General features: G+C 28.9%; 13 protein-coding genes. 1 reads left to right on the top strand and 12 read right to left on the bottom strand.

Going from position 1 to position 17,566, the window contains the following annotated elements; all coding sequences use genetic code 4:
• Positions 1–58 precede the first annotated feature (58 nt).
• The 4 genes from T347_RS0100785 to T347_RS0100800 all read right to left on the bottom strand — a co-directional run bounded on the left by T347_RS0100785 (position 59) and on the right by T347_RS0100800 (position 6,402).
• The gene (locus T347_RS0100785) at positions 59–1,651 is read right to left on the bottom strand and encodes a CTP synthase (RefSeq protein ID WP_031542278.1); all 1,593 of its coding nucleotides are present in this window, start codon (positions 1,649–1,651) and stop codon (positions 59–61) included.
• Between the two features lie 180 nt (positions 1,652–1,831).
• Positions 1,832–3,043, bottom strand: coding sequence for an HD domain-containing protein (locus T347_RS0100790; RefSeq protein WP_031542281.1), 1,212 nt, complete (start codon positions 3,041–3,043; stop codon positions 1,832–1,834).
• Between the two features lie 64 nt (positions 3,044–3,107).
• Entirely contained in the window at positions 3,108–4,562 is a 1,455-nt protein-coding gene (gene gltX, locus T347_RS0100795) for a glutamate--tRNA ligase (protein WP_031542283.1), read from the bottom strand.
• 76 nt (positions 4,563–4,638) lie between these two features.
• Positions 4,639–6,402: a YfcC family protein gene (locus T347_RS0100800; protein WP_051636000.1), complete on the bottom strand. Its 1,764-nt coding sequence runs from the start codon at positions 6,400–6,402 to the stop codon at positions 4,639–4,641.
• 160 nt (positions 6,403–6,562) lie between these two features.
• Here T347_RS0100800 and topA point away from each other — a divergent pair, with 160 nt between their 5' ends.
• Complete coding sequence (topA, locus tag T347_RS0100805) at positions 6,563–8,530, top strand: type I DNA topoisomerase (protein ID WP_031542288.1); 1,968 nt, start codon at positions 6,563–6,565, stop codon at positions 8,528–8,530.
• Between the two features lie 13 nt (positions 8,531–8,543).
• Here topA and T347_RS0100810 read toward each other — a convergent pair whose 3' ends face one another.
• The 8 genes from T347_RS0100810 to T347_RS03780 all read right to left on the bottom strand — a co-directional run bounded on the left by T347_RS0100810 (position 8,544) and on the right by T347_RS03780 (position 17,416).
• Complete coding sequence (locus T347_RS0100810; protein WP_031542290.1) at positions 8,544–9,230, bottom strand: YgjP family zinc-dependent metalloprotease; 687 nt, start codon at positions 9,228–9,230, stop codon at positions 8,544–8,546.
• A gap of 38 nt (positions 9,231–9,268) precedes the next feature.
• Complete coding sequence (gene ychF / locus T347_RS0100815) at positions 9,269–10,363, bottom strand: redox-regulated ATPase YchF (protein WP_031542292.1); 1,095 nt, start codon at positions 10,361–10,363, stop codon at positions 9,269–9,271.
• Position 10,364: 1 nt separating this feature from the next.
• Complete coding sequence (locus T347_RS0100820) at positions 10,365–10,556, bottom strand: DUF951 family protein (RefSeq protein ID WP_031542294.1); 192 nt, start codon at positions 10,554–10,556, stop codon at positions 10,365–10,367.
• 1 nt (position 10,557) lies between these two features.
• On the bottom strand, positions 10,558–11,256 hold the full coding sequence (rsmG, locus tag T347_RS0100825) for a 16S rRNA (guanine(527)-N(7))-methyltransferase RsmG (RefSeq protein ID WP_031542296.1): 699 nt from the start codon (positions 11,254–11,256) through the stop codon (positions 10,558–10,560).
• An 8-nt stretch (positions 11,257–11,264) separates the two neighbouring features.
• The gene (pgsA, locus tag T347_RS0100830) at positions 11,265–11,888 is read right to left on the bottom strand and encodes a CDP-diacylglycerol--glycerol-3-phosphate 3-phosphatidyltransferase (RefSeq protein WP_031542298.1); all 624 of its coding nucleotides are present in this window, start codon (positions 11,886–11,888) and stop codon (positions 11,265–11,267) included.
• Positions 11,889–11,945: 57 nt separating this feature from the next.
• A complete protein-coding gene (locus T347_RS0100835) occupies positions 11,946–13,538 on the bottom strand; it encodes an APC family permease (RefSeq protein ID WP_051636001.1) in 1,593 nt (530 codons plus the stop codon).
• Between the two features lie 76 nt (positions 13,539–13,614).
• Positions 13,615–16,296: an HAD-IC family P-type ATPase gene (locus tag T347_RS0100840; protein WP_031542302.1), complete on the bottom strand. Its 2,682-nt coding sequence runs from the start codon at positions 16,294–16,296 to the stop codon at positions 13,615–13,617.
• Between the two features lie 76 nt (positions 16,297–16,372).
• Positions 16,373–17,416, bottom strand: a complete 1,044-nt coding sequence (locus T347_RS03780) for an HU family DNA-binding protein (RefSeq protein WP_051636002.1) — start codon at positions 17,414–17,416, stop codon at positions 16,373–16,375.
• Positions 17,417–17,566: the final 150 nt, after the last annotated feature.

A 17,566-nucleotide genomic window follows, 5' to 3' on the forward strand; every position in this document is an offset into this window, starting at 1 on the left:
TTATTAATTATAGTAATGTTTGAAGATTTAATCAATCAATATTTAGATATTGAGATAATTACCCTTTAATTATCGCTTCAACGAATCCTTTAAACAACGGATTTGGTTTATTTGGTCTTGAAGTAAATTCGGGGTGATATTGAGAAGCTACAAAGAATTTATTTGAAGGAATTTCAATAACCTCAACTAAGTTTTTTTCTTCATAAATACCTGAAAATACAAATCCTTTTTCTTCAAATAATTCTTTAAATTTATTATTAAATTCGTAACGATGTCTATGTCTTTCTAATGCAATTTCTGAATTATATAAAGCTTGTACTTTTGTTCCTTTGATCAATTTGGCAGGCATTTTTCCAAGACGTAAAGTTCCACCTAAATTATGTTGATCAATTCCTGAAATATAATCAAAAATCGGTGATGAAGTTAAATCATCAAACTCTGTAGAATTGGCATCTTTCATTCCCAGAATATCTCTTGCAAATGAAATTGTAGCAATTTGCATTCCTAAACAAATTCCTAAGTAAGGTACGTCATTTTCACGAGCAAATCTTGATGCTAACATCATCCCTTCAACTCCACGATTACCAAATCCACCAGGTACTAAAATTCCTTTTGAATTTTTCAAAATTTCTTTATAGTTTTCTTCAGTAATTTCATCAGCTTGAATTCAATTTATTTTTAAATTTTTATTGAACTCTCAACCAGCAATTTTCAATGATTCAATTACAGATAAGTAAGCATCACTTAACTCGATATATTTACCAACGAATGAAACTTCAAATTCTTCAGTTGATGATTCAATTTTTTTAGTGAAATTTTCTCATCCAGAAATATCTGTTGCATTTGTTTTTAAATTTAAATGATCAATGGCAATTTTGTGTAAATTTTGTTTCATCATCGCTTCAGGAATTTTATAAATTGAATCCATATCAATAGCTTCAATAACATTTTCAACTGGAACGTTACAGAAAAGAGATATTTTATCTCTTAATTCTAATGGGGCTGATTTATCTGATCGAGCAACAATCACATCTGGTTGAATTCCTAAACTTAGTAATTCTTTTACAGACATTTGAATTGGTTTTGTCTTATATTCTTTTGAAGCTGATAAAAATGGTAATAAAGCCACATGAATGAACATTACATTATCTTTACCTTGCTCCATTCTCACTTGACGTAAGGCTTCAAAGAAAGGTTGTGATTCAATATCACCAACTGTGCCACCAATTTCTGAAATAATAATATCAGCTTTACTATTTTCTGCGGCTCCATAAATTTTTGATTTAATTGCATCTGTAATATGAGGCACAACTTGAACTGTTTTTCCACCTCAATCACCACGACGTTCAGCATTTAAAACATCCATGTAGATTTTTCCTGATGAAGTTGATGAAAATCTAGAAAGATTTTCATCGATAAATCTTTCATAATGACCCAAATCTAAATCGGTTTCGGCACCGTCATCGGTTACAAAAACCTCACCATGTTGATAAGGACTCATTGTTCCTGGATCAACATTTAAGTATGGATCAAATTTTTGCATGAAAACGCTTAAACCACTATTTTTAAGTAATGTTCCTAATGAACTAGCTGTAATTCCTTTACCAAGTCCAGAAACAACCCCTCCTGTTACAAATATATATTTTGACATAAATCCTCCTTTTTTATAAATAAAAATAGTTGTTAAAACACTGTTTTTACAACTATTTTTGGGTCTTAAAAATTAACACATCTTTTGTTTTAACATTAGATGTAATTACAATATCTAAATCGATTTCAATCACGGATGTGATTTTTGTAATATTTGTTAATCTATTCATAATATTTAATTCTATACTATTTCTTTAGGAAATAAATATTTTTTAATAATTTTGCTGCCATTAATATCATCAATTGAATTCTTAAGTAATGTAAGTTCTGAAAGCGGTTTTATGCTACCATCTTTATCTTCGATATAGATTGTTTCGTCTTTTCCAGACTTGGCACTATCTTTATAGATGTTTAATTTTTTAGGAGTTGAATCAATAAAATAATATTTAAGAACAAATCCTGCATTTGTAATTTTTGACTTCAATTTAGATGCTGTGATTTCATCAGCTTCTCTTAAAACAAATAAGTCTCTATTCAAAATTCTTCTTGATAAATCACTTAAGATTGAATCGCTATCTAATGTGCAAATTTTAAAAATATCATACATAGTATAATCATCAAACTTTAGATAATCACTTACTGAAAGCTTTTCACCATTTAATATTGGACCGAATAATTTTAAAACTCTAATGTCAAAAAAATCATGATTCAAATTATATAAATCTTTGACTCTTTCAAATCAAGTAAAAAACATAGCATCAAAAGTGATTGAAAGTTTATGGTTATAAACTTGACGATACATGTGATATCTACCTAGCAAATATGATTCAATTGCAAAAATTGATTTTTTGTTAAAAACAATTTTGTCATCAACAATTTTTGAATTTCTAACAATTCAGTTAATGTCTAAATTTGCATAACTTACCCCACAGCTGTAAGAGTCTCTCATTAAATAGTCTAGTCGATCAGCATCTAGTTGGGAACTAACTAATAAATTAATTACTTTATTTGGATGTTTACCATTTATAACACTAACAATTTCTTTTGGATCAATTTCATGTTTTTCTAATATTTTAAAAATGTTTCCCTCTTTATTTAAAATAATTTCTGCTGTATATTGTTCGTGATTTACACCAGTAACTTTTTCAAAAGTATGTGAAAAAGCACCATGTCCCAAGTCATGCATCAATCCTGCTAATTTAACTATCAACTTATCATGATCAGATATTTCTTTCATTCCTTGAGATTCTAAAAATAATGAAACAACATGATAAACTCCCACTGAATGTGAAAATCTATTGTGTGTTGCACTTGGATAGGCAAATTGAGCACCACCAAGTTGCAAAATTCTTCTTAATCTTTGAATTTCAGGAGTGTCGATGATTTCTCATACTACTTCATCATTTACTCTTATGTCACCATGAACACTATCTCTAATTACTTTTTCAAACATTTTAGTCCTCCATATTATATTTTAAGTATATATTATTTGTTTAACAAAAAGAAAAAGAGTATTTCTACCCCTTTACTGTTTGAATGTTTTTTAACACTTGGTTTTTACCTAATAATCAAATCACATCAGCTAATGACGGTCCATGTTCTGATTTAGAAGCATATATTCTGATTGGCATAAATAAATTTTTACCTTTTACATCTGCTTCAATACCAGAAGTTTTGATAACTTCTTTAATTTGATCAACATTTCAATCTGACAAACCATTAATTTTAGATTCAAAAATATTAATCAAATCGATATGACCTTCAAGTTCTTTTAATTGTTGTTGTGATTCTTCAGTTAAAGTAATATCATTGAAAAATAAATCAAGATGATCATTGATTTGGTTACCAAATTCAATTTCTTTTTTAAACAACATCAACATTGTGTTTAATCAGTTAGTTTCTTTATTAGAAATATCATATTTAGTTTGATCAATAAATTGTTTAATAAACACAAGATAATCTTCATCACTCATTTTTTTCATATATTGAGAATTTATTCACTTCATTTTAACCATATCAAAAGTTGATGGTGATTTTGAAAAACGATTTTCATCAAACATATCAATTAGTTCTTCTTTTGATAAAATTTCTTTTTCGCCTTTTGGTGATCATCCTAATAAAGCAATGTAATTAAACATAGCTTCTGGTAAATAACCTTGTTTTCTATATTGTTCGATAAAGAACAAAGAGTTACCACTTCTTTTTGATAATTTTTTACCTGTATCATCAACGATTAAAGTTAGGTGACAAAATATTGGATATTCTCATCCTAAAGCATCAAAAATCATCATTTGTCTTGGAGTGTTAGAAATATGTTCTTCACCACGAACAACGTGAGTGATTTCCATATCATAATCGTCAATTACAACTGCGAAATTATATGTAGCAATTCCATTTGTTTTTAAAATTACAAAATCACCCAAATCTTTTGCATCAAAAACAACTTCACCACGAACAATATCGTTAATTGTTCATGATTCATTTTCAGGAACTCTAAATCTGATTAAGAATTCTTTTCCTTCAGAAATTAATTGGTCAACTTCTTGATCAGATAAATTTGAACATTTTCCATTATATTTAGTAGCAACAATACCTTTTGCAGTTTGTTCTTCGTAATCTTTTTCTAAATCTTCAGAAGTACAAAAACATTTATAAGCTTTTTTTTCATTAACTAGTTTGTTTGCATATTTAGCATATACATCAAATTTTTGAGATTGCATATATTTACCATATTTTTCATTACCTGGATTGTAAATAGATTCGTCTGGGATAATTCCAATTCAATTTAAATTATCAAATTGTGATTCAATAGCTCCTTCAACATTTCTCGCCATGTCAGTATCTTCAATTCTAACAATAAAATCACCGTTATAATGTTTTGCAAACATATAACTCATTAATGCTGTTCTTGTATTACCAATATGTAAAAATCCTGTTGGTGATGGTGCATATCGTAATCTGTATTTGTTCATAAAATCTCCTATTTGTTTTAAATATTATAATACTTTCTTTTCAAATAAAAAAATGGAATAATCCATTTTTCATTTATTAAGCAACGAAACTTGGTGCGCCCAGTTCTTTTGCTAATGCAACGTTTAACATTAATGACCCAATTATCATTAGGAAAACTACTATTAAAGGTTTTCACATTGTTTTTAAGTAAGTTAAGTAATCTATTTTCGCAACTTGTAATCCTCCGACCAACGGAGTTGACATTGGACTGAATAAGTTTACAAAACCATTTGCTAACACGAATGCTAAGATAGCACCAGTTGCTAATCCAGGAATTGCTACTAAAACTGTTTCTCCAGCAGCATTTACTGATTCAGTAGAAACGATTGGCACAATTAATGGGAAAACTAGTGTTGCAAATCCCGATGTTGATGGAATTAAGAATGAAATTCCAACAAAGAAGAAGAATAAGATTAAGATTTTTACATAATCATTATCAAATGATGATATAGAATTTTCTAATCCTGCAGTAATTAAGTATTTTAAGTTAGAAGCATCTAATCCCGCTGCAACTCCTGCTGCAACAGAAATAACTAACACAACTCCTACGAAGTCAGCTGCTCCATTCATGAATTCTTTCATGAATCCTTTTTCACCCATACCATTAATAACTCCTAATACAATCGCAGCAATTAAGAAGAATGAGGCTACTTCTGGTAAATAACCTTCATTAATTCCAAATCCAGGAATAATTCCTGAAATGAATCATAAGTGTTCATCTGCTCAAGCTGCAGCGTTTTGGAATTGTTCTTCCATACCCAATAATGAACCTCAGTTAATCAAGTAAACAACCATCAATATAAATGATAGGAAGAAAACAATTAATGTTAATTTTCTTTTTCATGTCATTTGAATTGTTTCGTTTGTTTGAGATAAGAAAAATGCATTATCTTTTTCTCTTGTTTGAAAAACAACAGATAATTGTGGGTTTCTTTTTACTTTTCTAGCATACATCATAGTAAACGCAATACCCGCTGCTGTAAATAATGTTCATACAAGTACTCTCATGATTAAACCATCACCGATTGATAATCCTGTAATACCATTTTCTAATAAGTTTTGAATAGCAATTGATACTGAGAATGGACATAAAGTAGCTGCCATAGCTCCAAGTCCAACTCCTCCAAAAATAACTAATAGAGAAGTGAATGTATCAAATCCAGCCATTAATAATAACGGGATACAAACTGCGTAAAATGCGATTGACTCTTCAGCCATACCTTCAACTGATCCCATGAATGAGAAAAATGTAAATAATGGAATAATCGCGTAAATTTCTTTACCTTTTAATTTCATTGTAATACGTTGTGCCATACCTTCAAGTGCTTTTGTAGATATAACAACAGTAATGAAAGCACCAATCATTAATATGAAAATAATGATTTGTACTTGATTCATGAATCCTTTTATTGGAAGCATAAATATATCTGCTAAACCTAGTGCTTCAACACTACCAATAGTTGTTGGGCCACCATCTGTGCCAGGTATTTCAACTTCGATACCAAGGTTCCCTAGTATCATAGTAATAAATACTACTATTGCAACAATCACCATCAAAATAGTAATTGATGATCACATTTTCTTTTTACGTTTTTTACGAGCTTTGTTTGTAAGTTTGTTTTCTTCAACAGCTCCCGTTTCAGCAATCCTTTGTCGGACTTCAGCTGCGGCCATATTTAGTTTTTCAATGTTCTTGGCCTTCATTGGATTTTCTAATGCATCCGATTTTTCTTCTTCAGCAATTTTATAATAAATGTCTTGCAACATTTCGGTCAGTCTTTCAACTTTGCTATTGTCCATAAGGATTCCTTTCAATTTTTGTATAATATTTCAATTATACCTATTATTTATAATAATAGTTTTTAAACACTGGTTTTTTTAATATTTTTTTATTTATTTTGGTTGAAAAAAATTAAAAATAGTTGTTATTATATAGAATGTAGAAAAGTAGGAGGACTATATGAAAATTTTAGTTTTACTTGAGTCACCATCAAAAGTTGAAAAAATAAAACATTTTCTAGAAGAAGGATTTCCAGAAAACGAATTTGAAGTAATGGCGAGTGGTGGTCACATTAATAAATTACCTGATCGAGGTACATGAGGATTAGGTATCGATATTGAAACAATGACACCAGAATTTGTAATCGAACGTGGTAAATCAAAAAATATCACTGCAATTAAAGCAGCTGGTAAAAAAGCTGATTTAATTGTTCTTGCTTCTGATCCAGACCGTGAAGGGGAAGCTATTGCATGACATTTATCTAATTTATTTGACGGAATGAACAAAGAAATTAAAAGAGCTTCATTCAATGAAATTACAAAAGATGCTGTTATTGAATCTTTTAAAGATTTAAGAGAAATTGATATGCATTTAGTTAAAGCTCAGTTATCAAGACAAATGTTAGATAAAATTATTGGATATTTAGTTTCAAGCTCACTACAAAAATCTACTGGTTTAATGAGTGCTGGGCGTGTACAAACTCCAGCTTTACACATTATCACTGAAAGAGATCGATTAATTAAAGCTTTCAAAGAAACAATTTATAGAAAAATATTTGTTGTTGATGAAAACAGAAATATCAATTTATCTCTAAATAAAGATTCAAATAAAAAATTAGTTAATACTGAAAAAACTTATTATATATCAACAGAAAAAGCTGAAGAAATTATTAATACACTTTCTACAGAATATAAATGTAGTGAGTATATTGCTAAAGAATTTGAAACAAGAAGTTTTAAACCATATTCGACAGCGGGATTATTACAAGATGGATTTAGTAAATTAAGATTAAGTTCTAGTCAAATTACCATGGCTGCTCAAAAATTATATGAAGCTGGACTTGTTACTTATATTCGTACAGATTCAACTCGTTATTCAAATTCATTTATAGTTGAAGCAAAAGAATATATTAATACTAACTTTGAAGGTAACTTATACAAAGACCCTTTAGTTGGTAAGAAGGATTCCTCAGCTCAAGAAGCGCATGAGAGTATTCGCCCAACAGATATCTCTATGACACCAGAAAAAGCTAAGTCAAAAATTAATGATGAATTATTTGAAAAAGTATACAACTTAATATGATGAAATACAGTTAAGTCATTAATGCGTGGTCCAAGTGGTTTAAATCACAGATGAACATTCATGAATGAAGGTTATGAATTCAAACAATCATGACAAGAAATTACTGATTATGGATATCAAAATATTATTAGATCATCTAGTGATGAAAATATCGAATTAGATGAAGACGAAAATGAAGTATTACAAAAAGCAGTAAATCCAAAACCAAGTCTTCCAACCGAAGTTGATGCAGTTGTTTCAATTGAAAAAAGTAAAATAAAAAATGATGAAGCAAAAACAATGCCACCAAATATGTTTAACCAAGCTAGTCTTATTAAAGAGCTTAAAAACTTAGGTATTGGTAGACCATCAACATATAACCCTATTCTTTCTAAATTGAAGGAACGTGAATATGCAATATATCACAAAGGTAAACCAATTGAAATGACAGATAAAGGTTATACAGCAAATGATTTCTTATACGAAAGTTTTGATGATTTCTTTAACTTAGGCTACACAGCCAATATGGAAGATACTCTGGATAAAATTGCGGCTGGAGATTTTGACTATCAAACATGATTAAAAGACATTTTCACTAAATTGGATGTTAGGGTTCGTGAAGAAAAAGAAAAAGCTAAAACAAATGGAGATCCATGTCCAAGATGTGGGGAAGGAACTCTTGTATTTATCAAATCTAAATTCAATCGTGGCCGTGGTTGTTCGAATTTCACTACAACAAAATGTGGTTATAGAGAATATGAGCAATCAGATGGAACATGATTAGAATATGTTCCACCAACTAAAGAACAAAAGGCTGAATGAGCAGCTGCTAAAAAAGAAAAAGATAAAGAAAAAACTAAGAAATAATTCTTAGTTTTTTTTATAGTCCGGCCGAATTTAATTCCTTTTGTAGTTCTCTATAATTTGGTAAATATTTTTCTACAGTTCATCAAAAATCTTTTGAGTGGTTTGCAAATTTTAAATGTGCAAGTTCATGAACTATTACATAATCTATAATTTCAATTCTAAAGTGCAATAGTTTTGTGTTAAATATGATTTTTTCTTGACTTGGATAACATACACCTCATTTTAAATTCATCTCCTTAACTGTAAGATTTTTAAAATTAACACCCATTATTGATGCTCATTGATTTGATCTATAAATGAATCAATTCTTATATTCTTTTGCTAAAAAGTTATACATTTTATCCAATTGTATATTTAGATCTTTATAGTTTTTCATGTGAATACCATCTATATCTTTTTTAGAATGAATATTTTCATCGTGAATAAAAATATTGACATCGTTGTCAAAAATTTTAACTCATGGGTTCATACCGAATAAATCATATTTTTGTCTTACTTCATAATTATTTTGAACAGAGGTAATTTTAGAGATGTTTTTATAAATTAATTGTTCAATTTCTCAATCATTTACATTGATTGGTGCAGAAACTAATATTTTTCCTTCTCTAACTCTTAATATGATATTTTTTTGATTACCATATTTAACATAGTAATTTATCATTTCGCCTTTTAGACTCAATTGTTTTTTAATATCCGCCATAAATACCTCCTTCCAAAAAAATAAACCTTAGGTTTATTTTAATTATTAAATTTAAAGAAGCAAACGTCCCCATCTTGCATAATGTATCCTTTTCCTTCAAGTCTCATTCTACCGTTTTCTTTAACAGCTTTTTCTGATTTAAATTCTTCTAAATCGCTAATGTGATATATATCAGCTTTGATAAATCCTTTTTCAAAATCTGTATGAATAATACCAGCACATTGTGGTGCTGTTGCTCCTTTAGGGAATTGTCAAGATCTAGCCTCTTGTGGTCCAGCTGTGAAGTAAGTTTGTAAACCAAGTGTTTGGTATGCTGCTTGAATTAAAGAATCTAGCCCTGATTGTTCGGCACCTAAATCACTTAAAAATTCATTTCTTTCTTCTTCAGAAGCTTCGGATAAGTCCTCTTCAATTTTTGCACAAATCTTAACAACAAGTGAATTGGAATTTTTAGCAAATTCTTTAACTAATTTTACATATTCATTGTCTTCTATTAACTCATCATCATTAACATTACATACATAAATGAATGGTTTAGCAGTTAATAATTGAAAGCCGCTTAAAATTTTAGTTTCATCATCGCTTAAATCAAGAGTGTTTAATAAATTTCCATCATACAAACATTTTTCCAATTTAACTAAAACATCATGTTCTGCTTTAAAGTTTTTGTCTCCACCCCTAACTTTTGGTAGAATTCTTTCAATTCTTTTTTTAATTGTAGCTTCATCAGATAACATTAATTCTAAGTTAATTATTTCAATATCTCTAATAGGATCAACAGAACCCTCAACGTGAGTGATATCTTTATTTTCAAAACATCTTACAACTTCACAAATTGCATCAGTTTCTCTAATGTTTGCTAAAAAAGCATTCCCCAATCCTTCACCTTTACTTGCACCTGCAATTAGACCTGCAATATCAACAAATTCTATTGTTGTCGCTATTTTTTTCTTTGATTGAAAAACTTCTGCTAATAGATCAATTCTAGAGTCTGGAACTTCAACCACACCAACATTTGGTTCGATTGTTGCAAATGGATAATTTGCTGCTTCTACTTTAGAATTTGTTATCGCGTTAAATAATGTCGACTTACCAACGTTTGGTAAACCAACTATTCCTACTTTTAATGCCATATTATATCTCCTTAATTTCTTTTATTTGTTTATTCATCACTTCTCTTGATAACTCTATAAATAGATCGTTTTTGATAGAAGATTGAAACTTAAATTTTGCACCTTTTCTAATTAATGTTCATCAAATAGTTTTGCTTGGGTGACTTTTTTTAAGTGATATTTGATCACCTATTTTTAAATTTTCATATTTCATACTATTTACTTTCTTTTTTTATTTGAGAGTATTTTCTTGGATACATATCACTTGTAGATTTCGTTTTAAGATAGAACAAATTAACTCTAACTCCAAAACCAGTATCTGCTAAAACTTGCTTGTTTTCTAAACTTAATGCTAGTCTTTTGTCTTTACCTTTTAAATCAAGAATTTCTTCCTCAGCTCTTGGCCCTTTTAATGCAATGAAATGTCCACCAACTTTAATTAGTTGAACTCCAATTTCTAATAAAATATCTAAGTAAGCAACAGCTCTTGATATTACAATATCAAATTTTTCTTTTTGAATTACTGATATTTCTTCAGCTCTTTGATTAGAAACTTCAATATCTTTTAAATTTAATTTTTGAATTAACAAATTTAAAAAATTAACTTTTTTACCATTAGATTCAATCAGGGTTATTTTTGTATTTGGAAAAAATATTTTCAAAACAACACCAGGAAAACCGGGACCAGTTCCGATGTCTGCAATTTTTTGATCTTTAATTTTAAAATTATTTGTAAAAAGTAAAGAATCTAAAAAATGTTTTTCGAATACTTCATCCATTTCTGATATTCTTGTTAGATTATATTTACTGTTTTCTTCAATTAAAATTTCATAATATCTATTTAGTTTACTTTTAATATCGTCTGTTAGTTCGATGTTTTCTAATTCATCAAAAATTGTTCAATTTGTAAACATCTTTCCCCCTAAAATAAACTTGGTCTTGCTTTGATAAAGTAAACTGCACCACTATAAATACTAAAGAAAGTTGCAATATACATTGGAATCATTAATAATTGATTTTCTCAACCATATTCTTTTCAACCATCAACGAATTTGAAATTTACAAAGAATAAAATTGATAAACCAATCATTTGGAATGTCGTTTTTAATTTACCACCCATTCCAGCAGCAAGGGTAACACCTTTTTTTGAAAGAATCATTCTGATGAAATCTACCAAAATATCTCTTAAAATTAAAACTAAAGTCATTCACACCGGCAACATTCCAGTAGTTGCAAATAAAATTAATACAGAATTAACTAAAAGCTTATCTGCAATTGGATCAAAGAATTTTCCAAAGTCAGTTACTTGATTATTTTTTCTTGCTAAATAACCATCAAGAAAGTCTGTAAATGATGCTAAAACAAATACCAAACCAGCTACTAGTCATAATATTGGTAATTTGAATTGTCCTTCTCCTAAAACTCATTTAAAAGTAGGCATTTCTGCATAATGACTAACCAATATCAGTACTATTACAACAGGAACTAATGCAAGTCTAACAAGAGTTAAAATATTCGGTAAATTCATTTTTTGTTTTTGTTTCATAGCAACCTCATTCTGTATTAATTTTATCACAAAATAAAAAAGCCTACTAATGTAGACTTAATCTATTTGCCCTTCAAATCCATCGGTAAATGGATCCTTTTTAAATTTATATTCTTGAATGAAGTGAGCAATTGTTGTTGCTGCAATTCCTAACACAAATAACAATAAGAATATTGGTCCATCTGATTTAATTCAAGATACCGTAGGGTCTCCACCCATTTCATACATCACGTTCATTGGAACTAAAAATCCGAAGATACCTAATCCAACAAATGCAGCGATGAATATTGAACAAATAATTGCAATCGGTACGAAACCTTTGATTTTATCAACTTTAACTTTACCAGTTTTTCTGTTTCTTAATCCAGCAATCATTAATAATGTGAACATCATGAATGATAAACATGGGGCTGTTGAAGACATTATTCCAATAAACTTAGTCATGTTTCCTGCAACAGAGCCTATGTAACCTGAAAGATCTTCTGAACTTGCAGGAATTTCTGTTGCAACCCCTTTTCAACTATCATTAGTTGCTAATAATCCAACCGTTAAGAATAGAACAAATACAACAACTGAAAATATCATTTGAGTGTATCCCGCTCTTGCATAATTCATATTACGGTTTTTTGAGTAAATTAATTTTGCTTTAGCATCTGAATCATAACCCACAACACCAATTCTTGAGAAAATATTAATTCCTAGAACACAGATAATCATTAAAATGATGTTTGATAATATCGTTGCAACTTTTGCTGCTGTTGAAGATGCATCTTCTGGCATTACACCACCATTAAATAATTTAGCTAACATATTTTGGATTGATCCATCTTCTGAACCCATGAATAATGAAATAGCCATTAATATATATAGAACTGCTACGAAAATCATACCAATCAATAGCGCTTTAGGAACTACTTCTTTATGTTTGGCTGTTTTTTGGTAGTTTGCTATATAAATAAATCCATCAAATGAGAAAAGTATTCCACCAAATCCTCTTAAGAACAATCCTCCATCAAAGTCTGAAGTTGATCATGGGTGATCACCTTCTCCAGTAGCGCCGCCTACATTACCATTACCGAAAACTCCATCTTCAATATTCATTGCACCAATTACAAATCCTGCAACAAGTGCTATTAATAAAGGTATGAATTTAAATACAGTACCGAAAACTTGGATTCTGTTTGATCAATTCATCGCATACATGTTAACGAATAAACCAATAACTATAATTGATATACCAACACATGTATAAATAATAAACATTTCAGTAACTGACAACGGAACGTTCATAGCTTGAAATAAATAAGTTATAAATCCTGCTGTAAAAACCGCTTGACATGATGGTATATAAACAATTAGGTAAATTAATGAGAAAAACGATGCTGTTTTCCTACCAATAAACAACTTAGTTCAATTGGCAACGGTTCCGTTCCCAAAATGTTTAGTTGCTGATGAAATCTCCATAAACACATACACCATCGCTACAGCTACCATACCAACAATTGCTCATAATATAATAGCAATAATAGGGTTAGCTGTCGATGTTAATAATTCGTTGTTTTTCATGTATATACCTGAACCAACAACTGTTCCAACAACCATTACAAATAGCGTTAGAAATTCAAAGAACTTTGCTTTGCTTTTTATCATAAATACTCCTTCTCAAATTGATAACTTAAATAAATGATACTATAAAAAGCAAATACAATACAATTTATTTTTTTTATTACAATCAGGAATGAAATAGTTTTTGATAAGAGGTTTTAAATATTTCTGAAACAACTCACGAAATTGGTATTAAAAACAATAATCACAACCATCAAAATGCATATTTTTGATTGATCATTGCATTAAATCCTAAATTATTTTGTGGCATTACAAGACCATCAATAAAAACAAATAATAATGCTATTGAAATAAATCCCAACATACTTAAAAATAGCATTTTTGAGGGTCTTGATTCAATAAACGATAACTTGTGTGTTCTATAAACAAAAATTATCATTACGTGTGTTATCAATGATTCAACAAAAAATCCAGTTTGAAACATTTGTAAATTTTGATTATATTCTTGTGATCCAATAATTCCTGTGATTTGTGATCCATTACTTAATAGACCAAAGACAAAACCCATAACAACGAAGTTTAAAATTGTAATAATAGTTTCTGCTAAACCTGTAAACAAACCAAAGGGAATGATTGACTTAGCATTTCAAGTTTTAGGTTTTAAAATGGTATCTTCATCAACTGTGTCAAATACAAAGATTAAATTAGCAAAATCAAAAATTAAATTTTGTATTAAAAGTTGAATTGGAGACATCGCAGAAAATTCAAATCACAAAGCACTTATGAATAATGAAAGCATCAAACCAAAGTTTGCTGCAACAGTAATCTTGATGTATTTGATTGCATTTGAAAATATTTTTCTACCTTTAACAAAAGAGTTTTCTAAAACTCTTAAGTCTTTTTCCAAAAGAATAACATCTGCAGCCGACTTAGCTAATGGTGTTGCATTATTAACTGATATTCCTACATCAGCTTTTTTAAGTGCTGCTGCATCATTAACTCCATCACCCAAATAAGCAACCACATGATTTTCTTTAAAAGAGTTAATTAGTCTGGCTTTGTCTATTGGTGATAGTCTTGTGAATAATTTAGAAAATTCGATTACTTCTTCTAATTTTTGGTCATTTAGTTTTTCAATTTTTGAACCTTCTAAAACTTCTGAAGCAGAAATATTTAAATCTCGGGCAACTTTTTTAGATACTTGAGTGGCATCACCTGTTAGTATCTTTAAATCGATATTATATTTTTTGATAAATTCAACAGCTTCAATAACACCTGGTTTTAATACTTCAGCAAATGCTGCCATTCCTTCATATATCATTTCTGATTGAGTAATTTCATTAGTAGTTTTAGACGCAATTAAAATTGTTCTAAAACCATTATTCATCATTTCATTGTTTTGCTTGTTTATTTCCTTGATATGAACTGGTGTTATATCAACAATTTTGTTGTTGATTCTGACTTTAGATATCATGGTCATCATTTCAGAAATGGAACCTTTTGTTATTTGTAGTGTTTCTTGGTTATCTCTTACTAAAACTGTTGTGATTCTTGTAAGATGATCAAATGGTACTGATTCTATAAGTTCTAAATTATCAAAAGATATATTAATATTTTTCAAAATTGCTTGATCCATTTTGTTTATTAAGTTTTCTTGATAGAAAGAATTGATTTGAATTAATTTTTTAAGCAATTTCGATTCCACACCATCAAAATTTTGCAAATAGTCTAAAGATATATCATCTAATGTTAAAGTTCCTGTTTTATCAGTTGCTAGAATGTTTACACTTCCCATATTTTGGACCACAGACAAGTTTTTAATAACAACTTTCTCTTTTGCTAATTGCTTGCTTCCTAATTTTAAATTTGAAGAAATAATTGCCGGAAGTGCTTCGGGTGTTAAAGCAACAGCAATTGATAGAGCAAAAACAAGTGGTTGAATTCAATCTGATCAACCATTTTTTCCAAAAGCAGCAATAAATATTACCGGTACCATTACTAAAATTGAAAAAACTAATATTTTTGTAATTTTAGCAAGACCTACCTCGTAATCAGATTCAGTTTCTTGATCAGACATTTCTATTATTGAATTTGCATAATTATCTGAACCTAAGTTAATAATAATTGCCAGACACGTCCCTGTCAAAATAGTTGTTTGAGAAAAAATTATATTTTCTAATTCAATTAATCTTTCTTTAGTATTATTAATTTTTTTAAAAATTTCGTTGCTTTCTCCCGTGAGAGAAGATTCATCTACAGAAAAATCCTTCGTTCAAATCACTCTCGCATCTGCAGGAACTATATCCCCTTGGTGTAGAACAATGATATCTCCATAAGTTAAACTTGATTGCTCAATTTGAATTAAATCATCTTTAATTGTTAAGAAATTTAATTTATCAATGTTAGTAACTTTTTTGTTCAAAACAAAAAAGTTATTTTCTATCATTTTATTTAATTCAATATTCATTTTATGAGCTTTAACCTCTTGTAAAAAATCCACAGTACCAGCTATAAAAATCATGAAGATAACAATCAGGGCAGAAATTAAATTTATAATATCTAAATCGATAAAGAAGTAAATTAGCATTTCTGATAATCCTATAGCTAAAAGTAACAAGTTAAATGGTTCAGTGATTACTCCAAAAAGTTTTTTGAAATATGGAAACTTTTTAACTTGAACTTCATTTTTGCCAAATTTTTCTTGAATTTTCTTTCTACTATCATAATCAATTCCAATTTGAGAATCAAAACTCTCTAGTAAATCATCTTTATTCATATTCGAAATTTTAATAACTTTAGACTCATTAGAATATTTCATTTCAGTGTTTTTTTTATTCTTCATGTGGTCTCCTATAAAATAATTTTAGCACTTGGTTTGTTTGGTTTTAAAATAAAAAAAGAACTTGCGTTCTTTTAAATTAATTCATTGCTTCTTTTAAAGCTTTTGCTGGTTTGAATTTGGCTGTTGTGTGTTCAGGAACTTCAAGTACTTCACCAGTTAATGGATTTAAACCTGTTCTTGCTTCTTTAATTTTTGGTGCAAGTTTACCAAAACCTGGAATAACTACTTCATTGCCTTGCACTAATTCTTTTTCAATAATTTCAAATGTTTTATTTACTAAATTATGTAAAGCTTTTTTAGTCATTTCTGGATTTTCATCATACATCATAGCTAAAATTTCAGATTTTGAAGTTTGAGGATATTTCTTTTTAGCTTTTTTAATAGAATTTACAGAATCATTATTTTCAGTAGTTGGAATAATGATTGGTTTGATTGTTTCTGATTTAACAACCGGTTTTGAAACTTCCTTTTCAACCTCTGGAGAAGTTGTTGTTGTTTTTGTCGATTGTTTAGCAACCGGTGTTTCTTCTTCATCGATCAAAGTAATTTCTTCTGTAATTTCTTCAATGATCACTGGTTGACCACTTTGCAATCTTGCAATAATTTCATCTAAAGTTGGGTTTTTAACATCTTTATGTTCAACTGGTTGTTCAACATTTTCGATAACTGGTGTTTCTTCATTTTCACATTCACAAGCACCATGACAACCACAACCACAATCGTAGTTGATGTAAGCGTCTTCTTCATTTTCTTCAGAAATAACAATTTTTTCACCTCTTGAGTAAACTGAAATAATTGATAATACTGCTCAAATAAAGAATGAAGCAGGAACAACAGCCAATAAGTAGATATTTGCTGCGTAGTCTAATTTAAATGCTATTTCTGGAATAGTGGTTGAGGCTGAAATTGCTTCATTCACTTTATCAATTGATAAAGTAATAATACCCATTGGTCCCATCATAAAATCTGATGTTAAACCACCTTCGTTGTAAACAGCTTGATTGATCACTTTTAATAATAGTGTAATAACAACCGATGTTAAAAACACTGTTAAGAAAAATATTAAAGCATATTTTAATACTTTTTTACTATTTGAATTTTCTAATACTTTGATTTCCATAAAATCCTCCACATATTCAATATATTTAAATGATAGCATTTACAATAAATCATTTGTAAATAAAAATCTATAAAAAAGTAAAAGAATCATTAAAAATTGCATTTTGAGGTATTTTTGATATGAAAAAGTAGTCAAAAGTAAATTTGTTAC

The sequence above is a fragment of the Mesoplasma photuris ATCC 49581 genome, from assembly GCF_000702725.1.
Taxonomy (GTDB): domain Bacteria; phylum Bacillota_I; class Bacilli_A; order Mycoplasmatales; family Mycoplasmataceae; genus Tullyiplasma; species Tullyiplasma photuris.